Origin of the sequence: Mycobacterium sp. WUMAC-067 (assembly GCF_020217485.1) — a bacterium.
GTDB lineage: Bacteria > Actinomycetota > Actinomycetes > Mycobacteriales > Mycobacteriaceae > Mycobacterium.
The window spans coordinates 1-16,875 of record NZ_JAEKMI010000020.1; the positions used below are offsets into that span (position 1 = coordinate 1).

8 protein-coding genes are annotated in these 16,875 nt (G+C 65.2%); all 8 read left to right on the forward strand.

All coding sequences use genetic code 11. The features are described 5' to 3' along the window. A partial coding sequence (locus JF781_RS15590; protein ID WP_225326891.1) for a non-ribosomal peptide synthetase occupies positions 1 to 3,283 on the forward strand: 3,283 nt, incomplete at its 5' end. Beyond that, the gene (locus tag JF781_RS15595; protein WP_225341279.1) at positions 3,267 to 3,551 is read left to right on the forward strand and encodes a hypothetical protein; all 285 of its coding nucleotides are present in this window, start codon (positions 3,267 to 3,269) and stop codon (positions 3,549 to 3,551) included. The genes JF781_RS15590 and JF781_RS15595, both read left to right, overlap by 17 nt. Before the next feature lie 9 nt (positions 3,552 to 3,560). Next, entirely contained in the window at positions 3,561 to 5,069 is a 1,509-nt protein-coding gene (locus tag JF781_RS15600) for an MFS transporter (protein WP_225326889.1), read from the forward strand. 491 nt (positions 5,070 to 5,560) lie between these two features. Continuing rightward, positions 5,561 to 11,911 (forward strand): sulfolipid-1 biosynthesis phthioceranic/hydroxyphthioceranic acid synthase, encoded by a 6,351-nt coding sequence (gene pks2, locus JF781_RS15605; protein ID WP_304621385.1) that lies wholly within the window; start codon positions 5,561 to 5,563, stop codon positions 11,909 to 11,911. Positions 11,912 to 11,930: 19 nt separating this feature from the next. Further along, on the forward strand, positions 11,931 to 13,244 hold the full coding sequence (locus tag JF781_RS15610; protein ID WP_225326888.1) for a cytochrome P450: 1,314 nt from the start codon (positions 11,931 to 11,933) through the stop codon (positions 13,242 to 13,244). Next, complete coding sequence (locus JF781_RS15615; RefSeq protein WP_225326887.1) at positions 13,226 to 13,564, forward strand: hemophore-related protein; 339 nt, start codon at positions 13,226 to 13,228, stop codon at positions 13,562 to 13,564. The genes JF781_RS15610 and JF781_RS15615 overlap by 19 nt, the downstream gene beginning before the upstream one ends. Before the next feature lie 49 nt (positions 13,565 to 13,613). Continuing rightward, positions 13,614 to 14,381 (forward strand): siderophore-interacting protein, encoded by a 768-nt coding sequence (locus tag JF781_RS15620; RefSeq protein ID WP_225326886.1) that lies wholly within the window; start codon positions 13,614 to 13,616, stop codon positions 14,379 to 14,381. Positions 14,382 to 14,383: 2 nt separating this feature from the next. Beyond that, positions 14,384 to 16,123 carry an AMP-binding protein gene (locus tag JF781_RS15625; protein ID WP_225326885.1) on the forward strand — a complete coding sequence of 580 codons (1,740 nt, stop codon included), beginning with the start codon at positions 14,384 to 14,386 and terminating at the stop codon, positions 16,121 to 16,123. Positions 16,124 to 16,875: the final 752 nt, after the last annotated feature.

The window sequence follows — 16,875 nt, forward strand, 5'->3', positions numbered from 1 at the left end:
GACCGACCGACCTTATCCGCCGGTGGCCGATTACCGCGGCGCCAGTGTGGTCGTGGATTGGCCAGCCGAGCTGCAGCAGCGGGTGCGCAGTGTGGCCCGCGAGCACAACGCGACCAGCTTCATGGTGATCCAGGCTGCCCTGGCGGTGCTGCTGGCCAAGCTCAGCGCCAGCAGTGATGTGGCGGTCGGATTCGCGATCGCCGGCCGTGATGATCCCGCACTCGATGGGTTGGTGGGCTTTTTCGTCAACACTTTGGTGTTGCGGGTCGACTTGGCCGGCGATCCCAGCTTCACCGAAACGTTGGATCAGGTGCGGGCGCGGAGCCTGGCCGCCTACGAGCACCAAGATGTGCCCTTCGAGGTGCTCGTGGAGCGGCTCCACCCGACCCGAAGCCTGGCCCATCACCCGTTGGTGCAGGTGGTGTTGGCCTGGCAGAACATCGCGCGGGAGGATGGGGTCCCCGCCGGGTTGGCCTTGGGTGATCTGCAGGTCACACCGCTGGCGGCGGACACCCAGGTCGCCCGCATGGACCTGACATTCACGGTGGGCGAACGCTGGAATTCCGGCGGTGAGCCCGCCGGAATCGGCGGGTCGGTGGAGTTTCGCACCGATGTGTTCGACGCGGCCAGCATCGAGGCGCTGATCGAACGGCTGCAGCGGGTGTTGATGGCCATGACCGCCGATCCCAGCCAGCGGTTGTCGTCGGTTGACCTGTTGGATGCCGCCGAGCACGCCCACCTGGACAAGACCGGTAACCGGGAGGTGTTGACCCAGCCGGCGACGGGGCTGTCGATTCCGGCGGTGTTCGCCGCTCAGGTCGCGCGCGCGCCCGAAGCGCTGGCGGTGACCTTCGAAGGCCACTCGATGACCTATCGAGAGCTCGATGAGGCGTCGAACCGATTGGCGCACTTGTTGGCCCGTCATGGGGTGGGCCCGGGGCAGTGTGTGGCGCTCATGTTCAACCGTTGCGCCGAGGCGGTCGTGGCGATACTGGCGGTGCTCAAGGCCGGGGCGGCCTACCTGCCCATCGATCCCGCGCATCCCGACGCGCGCATCGAATTCGTCGTGGCCGACGCCGCGCCGATCGCTGCGATCACCACCACCGAGCTGGCAGACCGGCTTGACGGGTACGACCTGCGGGTCATCGACATCAACGACGCCGCTGTCGACGCCCAGCCCAGCACGGCACTGCCGGCGCCGGCTCCCGACCACATCGCCTACCTCATCTACACGTCTGGCACCACCGGTGTGCCCAAAGGCGTGGCCATCACCCACCACAACGTCACCCAGCTGTTCGGGTCGCCGGATATCCACCTGCAGGCACACTCGTGGGCGCAGTCGCATTCCTTGGCCTTCGACGCCTCGGTGGAAGAGATCTGGTGTTCGTTGTTGCACGGCGGGCGGCTGGTGATCGTGCCCGAGTCGGCTACACGCTCGCCGGAAGACTTGCACGCCTTGCTGGTTGCTGAACAGGTCGGTGTATTAAGCCAGTCGCCGTCTGCGGTGGCGATGCTCCCCCATGAGGGGTTGGAGTCGATGGCGTTGCTGGTGGCCGGTGAAGCGTGCCCGGCCGAGGTGGTGGCGCGGTGGGCGCCGGGGCGGGTGATGGTCAATGAGTACGGCCCAACCGAAACCACGGTGTGTGTGTCCAGGAGTGCGCCGTTGGCCGCGGGTTCGGGGGTGCCGCCGATCGGCTCGCCGTTACCGGGCGCGGCGTTGTTCGTGCTGGACCAGTGGTTGCGTCCGGTGCCGGTCGGGGTGGTCGGGGAGTTGTATGTGGCCGGCGCCGGGGTCGGTATTGGCTATGTGGGCCGGGCCGGGTTGACGTCGTCGCGGTTTGTGGCCTGCCCGTTCGGGCCGCCAGGGACACGGATGTATCGCACCGGGGACCTCGTGCGTTGGGGCGCCGACGGGCAGCTGCAGTATCTGGGACGCGCCGATGAGCAGGTCAAGGTCCGCGGGTTCCGCATCGAACTCGGTGAAGTGCGCGCGGCGCTGGCCGCACTCGACGGGGTGGAGCAGGCGGCCGTGATCGCCCGCGAGGACCGCCCCGGTGACAAGCGCCTGATCGGCTATATCACCGGGACCGCCGACCCGGCCGATGTTCGTGCCCGGTTGGGTCAGCGGCTCCCCGCCTACATGGTGCCAGCGGCGGTGGTGGTGATCGACGCGCTGCCGTTGACGGTCAACGGCAAACTGGACTGGCGCGCCCTGCCGGCACCGGAATACACCGATGTTGATCGGTATCGTGCCCCGGCCACCCTCACCGAGGAGATCCTGGCCGCCATCTATGCCCAAGTCCTCGGGCTCGAGCGGGTCGGTGTCGATGACTCGTTCTTCGATTTGGGCGGAGACTCACTATCGGCAATGCGCCTGATTGCCGCGATCAACGCCAGCCTGGATGCGAACCTCGCAGTGCGCACATTGTTCCACGCGCCGTCCGTTAGGAGCTTGAGCCAGCAGTTAGGTCAAGGTGCCACCGAGGTGGAAGTAGTCCCGGTTGAGTTCCTCAAGGAGGGTACCGGTGATCCGCTGTTCTGCATTCATCCCGGTAGTGGCCTGGTCTGGCCGTACTATGCGCTCGGTAATTATTTGGACTGCCCGATCATTGGAATTCAACAAAACCCGCAAAATGGCGAGGCTAGAGCTGCGTCAATCTGCGATATGGCGAAAAACTATGCCGATCGGATCCAAGCGGTTGATCCTACCGGGCCCTACAACCTTCTCGGCTGGTCGTTTGGAGGCGTTGTCGCCCATGAGATTGCCACCGAGCTCCAGCGACGTGGATGCTCGATCGCAAACCTTATCCTTCTCGACGCTTTACTCTTCATCGATAGCGGTGCCACTCTGCCAATCCTGAACGAGCAGGACGTGCTAGCAGAGGTTTTGCGGTTCTGTCGTATAGACCTTCCCGATCAGGATGAGCCGCTTACTTATGACCGGGTTGAAGAACTACTTCGCGAACAAGGAATAGTCGAATTTGCTCGGTACAAACCGCTTCTGGATTTGGGCGTTCAGAACATTGAGAATAATCGGGCGTTGTCTGAAGGCCACGAACCCGGTGTCTTCGATGGCGATATAACCATATTTTCCGCTGTGGGGGACGAGGGCGATCAGAGTTCGCCTCCTCTTCTGCAAAGTTGGCGTCCTTATGTCACGGGCGACATAAACAGATACCCGGTCGACTGTAGGCACCAAGAAATGATGGACCCCGCATCGCTCGTCCTGTATGGCCAACAACTCAAGATTCTCTTAGAACCTGAAGGTGCGCGCGCAGAATGATTGCACCGAAAGCGCTTTCCAGGATTCGGACAAGTCGGCATCACAAAGAGGGCCAGGTTCCATGCAAAGAATCGATTATGATTTGCTCGGCAACGTGGCAATGAGCGATGCGCAGCGGCGGGGATCCGTTGTGGGAGCGTGCATTTGGCTCTTTCAAACCGTACGAAACCTGCTCTTCCGGCTCGAAAACTTTTTCGGCCGGGCCTCGACGTACCGCGACAAAGAGCGTTTCGGCGCCATCCTCAGTCAAAGCGCCGCAGCGAAGTAGCGGTTCGAGATGTCCGTCGAACCGACCACGCTGCGCCCCACGAAAAGGCATTTGCCGGCTTTGCTGCGGTCTCGCCGGTTCGTCGCCCTGGTTGTCGCGATCGGCGGCATGCAGCTGATGGTGGCGATGGACGGCCCCGTCGCGATCTTCGCGCTGCCCAGGATCCAGAACGAGCTGGGCTTGTCGGACGCCGGGCGGAGCTGGGTGATCACCGCCTACATGCTGACCTTCGGTGGCCTGATGCTGTTGGGTGGCCGCCTGGGTGACACCATCGGCCGCAAGCGCGCTTTCATCCTCGGGGTTGCGCTGTTCACTTTCGCCTCGACCTTGTGCGGCATCGCCTGGGACGGGGGCACCCTGATATCGGCACGGCTGCTGCACGGCGCGGCTTCGGCGATCATGGCACCGACCAATTTGGCGCTGATCGCGACCACGTTCCCGAGGGGATCGGCACGTAACGTCGCAACGGGGGTGTTCGGCGCGATGTCGGGTCTCGGCGGGGTGCTGGGCCTGGTGGTGGGCGGGGCGCTGACCGACGTGTCGTGGCGGCTGGCGTTTTTGGTGAACGTGCCGATCGGGCTGGCGGTGATCTGCCTGGCCGCCATCATGCTGGAGGAAACCCAGAAGGAGCGGATGAAGCTCGACGCCACCGGGGCCGTCCTGGCCACGTTGACCTGTACCGCCGCGGTGTTCGGTCTGTCGATGGGCCCGGAGGAGGGGTGGCTGTCGACCATCACGATCGGTTCAGGCTTGGTGGCTGTGGCCGCTCTTGTGGCGTTCGTCGTGGCGGAGCGCACCGCCGAGAGCCCCATCGTGCCGTTCGGCCTGTTCTTCGACCGCAACCGGCTGGCCGCGTTCGCGGCCATGTTCCTCAGCGGTGGCGTCCTTTTCAGCCTGACCGTGCTGGTCGGCATGTATGTGCAGACCATCATGGGCTACAGTCCGCTGCGCGCCGGTGTGGCCTTCATCCCGTTCGGTATCGGGGTGGCCATCGGGGTGGGTGTGGCGTCGAAGCTGGTGATGTGGTTCCCGCCGCGTGTGGTGGTACTCGCCAGCGGCAGCCTGATCCTGATCGCGACGCTGTACGGTTCGACCTTCAACCGCGGCATGCCGTACTTTCCGAATCTTGTTTTGCCGCTCATCGTTTGCGCTATTGGTGTCGGCGCGATCTTCGTCCCGCTCACGCTGTCGGTGATCGCCAGCGTCGGCGTCGACCGGATCGGGCCGACCTCGGCGATTGCAGTAATGCTGCAGACCTTGGGCGGACCGCTGGTGCTGGTCATCATCCAGGCCGCCATCACGTCGCGCACACTGCGGCTGGGCGGCGCCGTAGGTCCGGTGAAGTCCATGAACGCCGCGCAGTTGCATGCGCTGGACCGCGGCTACACCTACGGCCTGTTGTGGTTGGCCGGGGTGGTCTTGCTGCTCGGTGGGGTGGCGCTGCTGATCGGGTACACCGCCGCGCAGGTGGCCCGCGCGCAGGAAGTCAAGGAGTCCATCGACGCAGGGGAGAGGTAGCTCTACGCCGGCTACATCTGCTGAACGCTGAGCGGCTGCTGCACGGCAGAGCCGCCTAGCCGGCGCGTTCGACGAAAACCACTGTTGCAGAACGCAATCCTCGCTAGCACCTTATTTTCGGTTGCGTAAACGTCTACGGCAGACACGGCCACCACTCGGTCGCCTTACGCCCGCCACTCTATGTGTCGGCCCTGACTACGCTACCGACTTAATAAGCCTGACAACAGGATTGAAACCCACGACGCTCTGATCATGCAAATCGTCGAGTCCTTCCGGGCCATGCCTTAGAGCGCCCGGCCAGCAATAGCGAGTGCACCGATCTGTTCGGCTCATGCAAAAGCGAACTTTGGAGGACTGGTGAGTATCAATACGTTCGACGACTCTGGCAGCCGATCGCTCATCCTGCATGGCCGCCGTCTCCGAGTTCCATTTGCACCTGACGGTGTGCGCGCAACGGACAAGCCGCTCGGCCGTAGCTGTGAGGAGGCGAAATGACTACATACCCGATCGACGACGTCATGCAGCGCTCGCCCGCGGCCGAATCTCCGCCCGCGATCGGCACCGTTCCTGTCACTCCTGTTGCCGTGATCGGCATGGCGTGCCGCCTACCCGGAGCTATCGACTCGCCGGAGCAGTTGTGGGCGGCGTTGTTGCGCGGCGACGACCTGGTTACCGAAATCCCGCCCGACCGTTGGGATGCCGATGAGTACTACGATCCCGAGCCGGGTGTGCCGGGCCGGTCGGTATCGCGGTGGGGCGCATTCATCGACGACGTCGCCGGCTTCGATCCCGAGTTCTTCGGGATCAACGAGCGGGAGGCGACCGCGATGGATCCGCAACACCGGCTGCTTTTGGAGACCTCATGGGAGGCCATGGAACACGCCGGTCTTACGCGGGAGCGAATCGCCGACTCGCTGACCGGTGTGTTCATGGGATTGACGCATGGCGACTACCAATTGCTGGCCGCCGACGCCCACTCCGTGGAGGGCGCGTACGGCTTTTCCGGCAGCAACTTCAGCCTGGCGTCCGGGCGCATCGCCTACGCGCTGGGGGTCCACGGCCCCGCATTGACTGTGGACACCGCGTGTTCGTCCGGCCTGACGGCGATACACCTGGCCTGCCGCAGCCTGCACGAGGGCGAAAGCGACCTCGCCCTGGCGGGTGGCGCCACGCTGGCGTTGGACCCGCGGAAGTTCGCCGCGGGGTCAGCCGAGGGCATGCTGTCGCCGACCGGACGCTGCCACGCGTTTGACGTCGCGGCCGACGGGTTCGTGGGCGGCGAGGGCAGCGTGATGCTGCTACTCAAGCGGTTGTCCGACGCGCTACGAGACGGTGATCGGATCCTTGCCGTGGTGCGCGGGACGGCCGCAAATCAGGACGGTCATACGGTGAACATCGCCACCCCGTCGAAGACCGCGCAGACCGCGGTGTATCAGGCGGCTTTGGCCGCCGCCGGTGTGGACGCCGGCACGGTTGGCATGGTCGAGGCGCACGGGCCCGGCACCCCGGTGGGTGACCCGATCGAATACGCCAGCCTGGCCACCGTTTACGGCGTCGAGGGCCCCTGCGCGCTGGCGTCGGTGAAGACCAACTTCGGCCATGCGCAGGCGGCCTCCGGAGCGCTCGGGATGATGAAGGCGATCCTCGCGCTGCAGCATGGTGTGGTTCCCCGGAATCTGCACTTCACCCGGTTACCCGATGACCTAGCCAAAATCGATACGAAACTCTTTGTGCCGCAGGAGACTACACCCTGGGTCACCAACGGGCACCACCCACGAAGGGCGGCGGTGTCGTCGTATGGCCTGTCGGGAACCAACGTGCACGCCATCGTCGAACGAGCACCCGAACAGGCTGTGAAAACCGGTGTATCCCAGGCCGAATCGTCGACGACGGAACCGCTGATATTCCCGCTGTCGTCCACCTCGGCCGATGAACTGCGCCACACCGCCGGCCGGCTCGCCGACTGGGTGCGAGCACATGACGATCTGGCGTTGCCCGACCTGGCCTACACCCTGGCGCGCCGCCGCGCGCACCGCCCGGTACGCACCGCGGTCATCGCGGATAGCCGCGCCGGGCTCGTCGTGGCTCTGCGCGAGGTTGCCGACGGCGATGCTCCGTATCCGGCCGCGGTCGGACAGGACGACCGCGGGCCGGTTTGGGTGTTCTCCGGGCAGGGTTCGCAATGGGCGGCGATGGGTGCAGACCTGCTGGCGACCGAACCGGTGTTTGCCGCCACCGTCGCGCAAGCCGAGCCACTGATCGCCCGGGAGTCGGGATTCTCGGTGACCGAGGCGATTTCGGCGCCGCGGGTCGTGACGGGTCAAGACCGGGTCCAGCCGACGCTGTTCACCATGCAGGTCGCGCTGGCCGCGACGATGAAGGCATACGGAGTGCGCCCGGGCGCGGTGATCGGGCACTCCCTCGGCGAGGCCGCGGCAGCTGTCGTCGCGGGTGCGATATCGCTGGAAGACGGGGTGCGGGTGATCTGCCGCCGCTCGCGGCTGATGTCCCGCGTTGCCGGTTCCGGAGCCACGGCATCGGTGGAATTGCCCGCGCAGCAAGTGCTTTCGGAACTGACGGCACGCGGTATCAACGACGTGGTGGTGGCGGTGGTGGCCTCGCCGCAGTCCACGGTGATTGCCGGCGCCGCGCCAACGGTTCGCGACCTGGTCGCGGCCTGGGAGCAGCGTGATGTGATGGCGCGCGAGGTCCCCACCGATGTCGCCTTCCATTCGCCCCAGGTCGATCCGATCATGGGCGAGCTGACCGACGTACTCGCAGAGACCAGCCCGATGACGCCGGAAGTTCCCTACTACTCGGCGACATTGTTCGACCCGCGCGAGCAGCCAATCTGCGACGCCCGCTACTGGGCGAACAATATGCGCCGGATGGTGCGATTCGCCACGGCCGTGCAGGCGGCTTTGGAGGACGGCTACCGGGTCTTCGCCGAGCTGGCGCCACACCCCCTGCTGGTCCGCGCCCTCGAGCAGACCGCCCGCAGTCGCGAGATGCCGATCGCCGCACTGGCCGGTATGCGTCGCGAACAAGCGCTTCCGCACGGGCTGCTGGGCTTTGTGGCGGATCTGCACGGGGCGGGCGCCGCGGTCGATTTCTCCGTGCTCTATTCGACCGGGCGGCTCGTCGACGCGCCGCTGCCGACCTGGACGCACCGCCGGCTGTGGTTGAGCGGCGACGGTCAGGACTCCCCACCACATGGTGGTTGCACCGTTTCGGTACATCCACTGCTGGGCTCGCACGTGCACCTGCAGGAGGAGCCCGAGCGCCACTTGTGGCAGGCCGAGGTCGGCACCGCCGCCCAGCCCTGGCTCGCCGACCACCAGATCCGCAATGTGGTCGTGCTTCCGGGGGCCGCCTACTGCGAGATGGCGTTAGCCGCCGCGCGTACCGTGCTGGGCGAGACGGTCGAGGTTCGTGACATCCGCTTCGAGCAGGCGCTCCTGCTCGATGAGCAGACCACGATCGGCGCCTCGGCGTCGTTGTCCTCCCCGGGCGTCGTCGAATTCACCGTCGAGTCGAATCAGGGCGGCGAACACACGCGGCATGCTGCCGCAGTCCTCCGGGCCGCAGCGGATGAGCAGCCGCCCGCGTATGACGTGCCCGCGCTGCTCGCCGAGCATGGAAGTTGCGATGACGGCGCCGAGGTACGCAGGCGCATGGACCAACGCGGAGTTCAGTACGGTCCCGCGTTCGCCGGTCTGGGAGACGTCCACACCGGCGAGGAGGCGACCGGCACCGTCCTGGCCGAGGTGGCGCTACCCCGCCAAATCCGCTCGCAACAAGCGGCTTACGGCGTGCACCCCGCACTGCTGGACGCCTGTTTCCAGTCCGTTGAAGCTCATCCGGACGTCCAGGCCCTGGGCGAAGGTGCGCTGGGGTTGGTGTTGGGTATCCGTCGACTCCGCTCCTACAGCGCTGCCCGCAACGCTCACTACTGCTACACCCGCGTGACCAAAGCCGATACCTCCGGCGTCGAGGCCGACATCGACGTGCTCGACGAGCACGGGGCAGTCCTGGTAACCGTGCGGGGGCTGCGAGTGGGCGCCAGCGCGTCCGAGAGCGGCAATAAGGATCGCGTTATGGCCGAGCGGCTGCTGACCATCGAATGGCGGCAACGAGAATTGCCCGAGCCGGACCACACCGACGCCGGAAGCTGGCTGCTGATCAGCACTACCACCACCGCGGATGTGGGGGCCAGCACGTTAGCCGACGCCCTGAAAAACCATGGGGTGCACTGCACCACGATGTCGTGGCCGCAGCAGATCGACCACATCTCAAATGCGGAGCAGCTCGGAAATCATTTGCGCGCCGATGGATTCACCGGTGTGGTGATTCTCACCGGGCCGAAAAACGGCGACGCTGACGACCAGGGTGCGCTTCTGGGCCGGGACTACGTGCAACATCTGGTGCGCATCGCCCGTGAGTTGGCGGACCTTCCTGGCGAACCGCCGCGCTTGTATGTCGTGACCCGCAACGCCCAAACCGTGGTGTCCAACGACGAGCCCAACCTCGGGCAGGCCGGGCTGCGCGGCCTGGTTCGCGTGATCGGCATGGAACACCCGCATCTGGGCGCCAGCCAGATCGATGTGGACGAATCCACCGATGCCGAGCAACTGGCCCAGCAACTGCTCTGCGGGTCGGAGGAGGACGAGACCGCCTGGCGCAACGGCGCGTGGTACCACGCGCGATTGTGCCCTGCTCCACTGCTCCCCGAGGAGCGACAAACCGCCGTCGCCAACCACGAGTGCGACCGGATGCGGCTGCAGATCCGCACTCCCGGCGATCTGGAGTCACTCGAACTCGTTGCCTGCGACCGCGTTCCACCGGGACCGGGACAGATCGAGGTCGCGGTCAGCGCGTCCAGCATCAACTTCGCCGACGTTCTCGTCGCGTTCGGCCGTTACCCCGCTTTCGAGGGTCGGCTACCGCAGCTGGGCACCGACTTCGCCGGCGTGGTGACCGCGGTCGGACCGGACGTGACCGGCCACAAGGTGGGTGATCACGTCGGGGGCCTGAGCGCCGACGGTTGCTGGGGTACCTTCCTCACCTGCGACGCGCGCCTGGCTGTCACGCTGCCGGCCGGCCTGGCCGATGACCAGGCGGCGGCGGTGACGACCGCGCACGCCACCGCCTATTACGGGCTGCACGAGTTGGCCCGAATCGGGTCCGGTGACCGGGTGCTGATCCACTCCGCGACCGGCGGGGTCGGACAGGCGGCAATCGCCATCGCCCGGGCCGCGGGTGCCGAGATCTTCGCCACCGCCGGCACTGAGCAACGTCGACAATTACTGCGCGACATGGGCATTGAGCACGTCTACGACTCGCGAAGCGTAGAGTTCGCCGACCTGATACGCCGTGACACCGACGGCTATGGCGTGGACATCGTGCTCAACCCGCTCATCGGCGCCGCCCAGCGCGCGGGCATCGAATTGCTGGCATTCGGTGGACGATTCGTCGAGATCGGCAAACGCGACATCTACGGCGACACCCGATTGGGGCTCTTCCCGTTCCGGCGCAACCTGACGTTCTACGCCCTTGACCTGGCGTTGATGTCATTCAGCCACCCGGACCGGCTGCGAGACTTGCTGAACACGGTGTGCCGGCTCACCGCGGACGGCTCGTTGCCGATGCCGCAAAGCACGCACTACCCGCTTGCCGACGCCGCCACCGCGATTCGGGCGATGAGCGGCGCCCAGCACACCGGCAAGCTCGTGCTCGATGTCCCGCACACCGGCCGCAGCCGCGTCGTGGTGCCGCCGGAGCGGGTCGGGGTCTTCCGCCGCGATGGCGCCTACATCATCACCGGCGGGCTTGGCGGCCTGGGGCTGTTCTTGGCCGAGAAGATGGCTTCGCCTGGTTCGGGGGCCGGCTGCGGGCGTATCGTGCTGTCCTCGCGCTCGCAACCAACTCCCCAGGCGTGGGAGACGATCGAGCGCATCCGCGCGATCGGTGCCGACGTCGCGGTGGAGTGCGGCGACATAGTCGAGGCCGGCACGGCTGAGCGTTTGGTGGCCACGGCGACCGCCACCGGGCTTCCGGTGCGCGGCGTACTGCATCTGGCGGCGGTGATCGAGGATGCCACGCTGACCAACATCACCGACGAGCTCATCGAGCGTGACTGGGCGCCAAAGGTTTACGGTGCATGGAATTTGCACACCGCGACCGCTTCGCAGCCATTGGACTGGTTCTGCTCGTTCTCCTCGGCCGCCGCGCTGGTGGGGTCGCCCGGGCAGGGTGCCTACGCCGCGGCCAACAGCTGGCTGGACGCCTTCACCCGCTGGCGCCGGGCTCGGGGTCTGCCGGCCACCGCGATCGCGTGGGGTGCCTGGTCGCAGATAGGGCGCGGCACCGCCTTGGCCGAAGGCGCCGCCGCCATAGCTCCCGACGAAGGCGCTTATGCGTTGGAAGCGCTGCTGCGCCACGACCGCGCGTGCACGGGCTATGCGCCGATAACGGGCACACCGTGGTTGACCGCTTTCGCCCAACGCAGCCCCTTCGCCGAAGCCTTCCGCTCCAGCGGGCAAAGCGCAACGGGCACAAGCAAACTGCGTGCCGAGCTCGAGGAGCTGGCCTTGGACGAGTGGCCTACCCGGCTGCGGCGCCTGATTTCCGACCAGGTCAGCCTGATCCTGCGTCGCAACATCGACCCCGACCGTCCGCTGTCCGAGTACGGCCTCGACTCGCTGGGCGGCCTCGAACTACTTACCCGCATCCAGACCGAAACGGGCATACGCGTGACGCCCGCCGACATCGCCGCCATCGGCACCATTCGCGGTCTGGCGGAACTGTTGTGCGAAAAGCTGGCGCCCGCGGACGCGGCGTGAGGCTGAAAGGGTTTGAATCATGGCTTCTGATCACACGATCACAGGAAAGTCCGCTCGGAGCGGACTCGCGAACGTCGACTTCTTCACCGACAAGTCGGTCGTCGACGACCCGTACGACTACTACGACGCGATCCGTCGTTGCCCGGTGTGGCGTGAGCCGGCGCACGGCGTGGTGATGGTGTCGGGATACGACGAGGCCCTCGCGGTGCAGCGCGACGCCGAGAAGACCTTCTCGGTATGCAATATCGTCAGCGGACCATGGTCGGGGATTCCGACCAAAACCGACAGCGACGACATCTCGGATGTGATCGAGCGGCACCGCAAGAGGGTTACGTTCGGCGACTACTTCATCACGTTCGATCCACCGAAGCACACCGCGCACCGGTCGCTGTTGAGCCGGTTGTTCACGCCGAAGCAGCTCAAGAACAACGAGGACTTCCTGTGGCGTCTTGCCGACGAACAACTCAACCGCTTCGTCGCGAAGGGCAAGTGCGAGATCGTCTTCGACTACAACTTCCCGTTCACGCTCGACGCGATCACCGACCTGCTGGACGTACCCGAGGCCGACCGCGAGCGATTCCGCAGCGCTGCGCGAGCCAGCAGACTCGAAGGCGATCGCAGCGGTTTTGTTGGCGTGAAAGAGGAGTGGTTCGTCGAGTACGTCGAGGAACGGCGACGCAATCCGCGCGACGACATCCTCACCGAGCTTGCGCTGGCAAAGTTTCCCGATGGCACGACACCCGACGCGATAGACGTCGCCCGCGTTGCCACCTTCATGTACGCCGCCGGCCACGGCACGACGATCGACCTGCTGAGTCTGTCGATGCTCACGCTGGCGGAGCGACCGGACTTGCAAGAGCAGCTGCGCGACGACAATTCAAAGATTCCCGCCTTTATCGAGGAGATGCTGCGCTTCGAAAGTCCGATCAAATCGAATTTCCGCCTGGCGCGGCGCACCACCAGGATCGGCGACCTCGATGTGCAAGCCGGTACCAGCGTACTGGTGATGAACGGTGCGGCAAACCGCGATCCACGGCGGTTCGACGATCCGGACGAATTCCGCCTCGACCGCCCCAACATATTGCATCACATGGCGTTCGGCCGTGGTGTTCACACGTGCCCGGGTGCCCCCATTGCGCGCGCCGAAGTGCGCGTGAGCCTGGAACGAATCCTGGCCCGGATGCGCGACATTCGGCTTTCAGAGGCCGAGCACGGTCCCCCCGGCGCTCGTCGGCTCAATTGGGACCGCACCCTGTTGTTCAGGCGCCTCAAGGAATTGCACCTCGAGTTCACTCCGGTTCAGGAGGTGTCCAATTGGCCACGCCATCGTTGACCCGATTCGCTATTGGGGTTTGCGGCCTGGCATTGTCGTTGACCGCCGGGGCCGGCCTCGCGACCGCCGACCGGGACCTGACTCCTTTCGTCAACACCACTTGCAATTACGGGCAGGTGATCTCGGCGCTGCAGGCGGCGGATCCGCAAGCCGCCGCGCAATTCAACTCTTCGCCGGAGAGCGTCTCCTTCTTGCGTCAGTTCCTCGCCTCGCCGCCGAGTCAACGCCAGCAGATGGCCCAGATGCTGGCCGGCCAGCCGGGCGCTGACCAGCAGTTTGACCTCGTCCAGCGCGTCTTCAGCACCTGCAACAACTACTGAGCGGACCGGCGCCCAACCGTCGACCACCGAAAACCTTTTGGAGTGCTTCGTGGCCACACTCATCGAACGTTTCCCGCTCATCAGCACGCTGCGAGACGCTGTTTTCCTCTCGGCAACGGTCAGCGAGATCGAAAGGCTGACACCAATAATGCGCCGCATCAGGTTCAGCGGCCCGCGGCTGCAGGGACTGACCTGGACGCCGGGTCAGCATGTCCGGCTGCAGGTCGCGAGTCTGCGTGATTGCGTTCTGCGGCTGCGCCCGTACCCGGTGCTACGCGCGTATTCCATCTACAACGTCGACCCCGACCTCGGCGCGCTCGACATCGTGATGGTCGACCACGACGGTCACCCGAAGGGCGCGACACCCGCCAGACGCTGGGCGACGGCCACCTCCGTCGGAGACCATGCCGAGTTCACCCGGCCCCAGGGCAAATTCGTCATCCGCCGCGACGCGCCCTACCACGTGTTCGCCGGCGAAGAAACCGCGTCGGTCGCGTTCGCCGCGATGCTTCGATCTCTGCACCCAACCGCCGAGGTTTACGGCGTGATCGAGGCCGCGACCGACACCGACCACCTTCCCCTGGCCGCCCCCCTGACCCGGGTCGAGCGCGGTGACGCCCCAGCCGCGAACTCTGCCGTGCTCGCCGACGCCCTACGTAGCCTCCCGCTGCCCGCCTATCCCGGTGTCGCCTACCTCGCCGGCGAGGCGCGCACCGTCCAGACCTTGCGCAAAATCCTGACCACCGAACGTGGTTGTGACCGAGGCCAAATACGCACCAAACCCTTTTGGACCCCCGGCCGAGCCGGGATGGAGTGATCATGGTTGAAACGTCAATTTCGAACCTGCTGTGTGAACGCGCCAGCTTGCAGCCCAACGACACGGCGTTCACCTTCATTGATTACGAGCAGGACTGGAACGGGATTGCCGAAAGCCTGACGTGGTCTCAGCTGCATCGGCGAACGGTGAATGTTGCACGGGGACTTCAGCATTACGGGTCGAGGGGCGACCGCGCTGTGATCATGTCCCCGCAGGGGCTGGATTACATCGTGGCTTTCCTCGGCGCATTGCACGCGGGACAGGTCGCGGTTCCGCTTGCGCTTCCGCTGGGTGGCGTCAGCGATGAGCGCGTCGGTTCGGTGCTGCGCGACGCGTCGCCGACTGTCATTCTCACAACGTCCTCAGTCGCGGAAACCGTTGCCGGATACGTCAAGTCGCAATCTGGCGGACCCGTTCCATCCGTCGTTCAGGTCGACCGGCTGGGACTGGACGCCCGGACAGGGTCCGGCGCCGGGGGCTCTGATCACCTAGGGCTGGCGTATTTGCAGTACACGTCCGGATCGACCCGTCAACCGACCGGGGTGATGGTCTCGCATAGGAACTTGCTGGCAAATTTCGGGCAGGTCATGTCCGACTTCTGCGCGGAGTACGGAGGCGTCGCTCCACCAGACACGACCATTGTCTCGTGGCTGCCGTTTTATCACGACATGGGTTTGATACTGGGAGTGTGCGCACCGGTTCTGGGCGGAATTCGCGCTGTGCTGACGAGTCCGGTGTCGTTCCTGCAGCGACCGGCCCGGTGGATGCAATCGCTTGCGACGGAACGTCACGCATTTTCGGCGGCGCCGAACTTCGCTTTCGAATTGGCGGCACGCAAAACATCGGGCGAGGATATGGCGGGACTGGATCTGGGGGATGTGCTGGTCATCCTCAGCGGCAGCGAACGTGTGCATCCTGCGACGTTGCGGCGGTTCACCGAGCGGTTCGCGCGCTTCAATTTGCCCGACAAGGCGGTACGGCCGGCTTACGGACTCGCAGAGGCGACGGTGTACGCGTTGACCCGCACGCCGGCGCAGCCGCCGAAAATGGTGCACTTCGATTCCGAGAAGCTGGCCACCGGCACCGCGGCGCGCTGCGAAAGCGCAACCGGGACAACGCTGATCAGTTACGGGGCGCCGCGGTCACCGATGATTCGCATCGTCGACCCCGACACCAGGATGGAGTGCCCGGAGGGAACCGTCGGCGAAATCTGGATTCACGGTGACAACGTTGCCATGGGCTACTGGCAGAAGGCCCGCGCGACTGAACGCACGTTCGGCGATCGGCTGGCCGCACCGTCGGCCCGCATACCCGAAGCGCCGTGGCTGCGAACCGGCGACTCGGGATTCTTTTTCGACGGCGAGCTGTTCATCATCGGCCGCATCAAGGATCTGTTGATCGTCTACGGGCGTAACCACTCACCCGACGACATCGAGGCGACGGTCCAGGAGATCACCCGGGGCCGGTGCGCGGCGATAGCGGTTCCGCAGGGGGGCATGGAAAAGCTTGTCGTCATCATCGAAGTCAAGAACCAGGGCGCGTCCCACGACAAGGGGGCGGACAAGCTCACCGTCGTCGAGCGCGAAGTCACCTCGGCGGTCTCCAACTCGCACGGCATCGGCGTCGCGGATCTGGTTCTGGTGACGCCCGGTTCGATACCGATCACCACGAGTGGCAAGGTTCGGCGGGCGGCGTGCGTGGAGCAGTACCGGCAAGGTCAGTTCGCCCGCCTGAACGCGTAGGCGGACGTCTCTTTATCGAGGGGATGGATGCTCAGTGGCTCCGCAGACCGTCTGGTCGGGGCGCGTAGAAATTTGGTGTGCTCCGCCCGCGCTGCCGATGTAGCTACGATTGCGTTGTTTTCTTCGTCTTTTAGCCGGCGAATTCAGTTACGTCCGTCATCCCGCAACGTTCTTCTTTGTCGCTGCATTCCACGTCTTTCCCACCGGGCGCCAGCAGAATAGGTTGCTGCCCTGACGATGCCAGAGATAGGTGTCAAGATCACCCAAGTTCGTATGGGACACAAATTTCCACACGGGAAGATTAGATGGAGTCGATTTTCTGGGCATCATCCCTCCCTTTACGAACTCAAGCCGACCAGGCGGATGCGTTGTTTAATCCGGCGCGCGGTGACTGGGTTGGCGGGGCCACCGCGCGCCGGTGGCTTAGGGGATATGGCCGAATTCGACTTAGTTTCGGTAACGTTCGGCGTTGCCGCCTGAACGGTCTACCGAGGTCGCTGGCGGTGGGGCCACGACGTCGATCGTGATCCAGCGGCCCCCGCCGACATGCGCAATTGCGTGTCATGCCGGGAGCCTACGGTCGGCTCTGGTGTCGTCGGGCAAGGTGAGAGCGAAATAGAGTAGTGGAAGCGCCGAGTTAGCGTAGTGGTTAACCCGGAAAACCGCCGCTGCGAAAGACTGGCCCCACCACTGGCCGGAGATCGGCATCGTCCATTGCAACACTGCGCGGCATTTGTAAGACGCGCGCTAAA

Coding starts and splice junctions, on each gene's coding strand:
- JF781_RS15600 (WP_225326889.1), top strand. CDS start 3,561: ATGTCCGTCGAACCGACCACGCTGCGCCCCACGAAAAGGCATTTGCCG.
- JF781_RS15625 (WP_225326885.1), top strand. CDS start 14,384: ATGGTTGAAACGTCAATTTCGAACCTGCTGTGTGAACGCGCCAGCTTG.
- pks2 (WP_304621385.1), top strand. CDS start 5,561: ATGACTACATACCCGATCGACGACGTCATGCAGCGCTCGCCCGCGGCC.
- JF781_RS15610 (WP_225326888.1), top strand. CDS start 11,931: ATGGCTTCTGATCACACGATCACAGGAAAGTCCGCTCGGAGCGGACTC.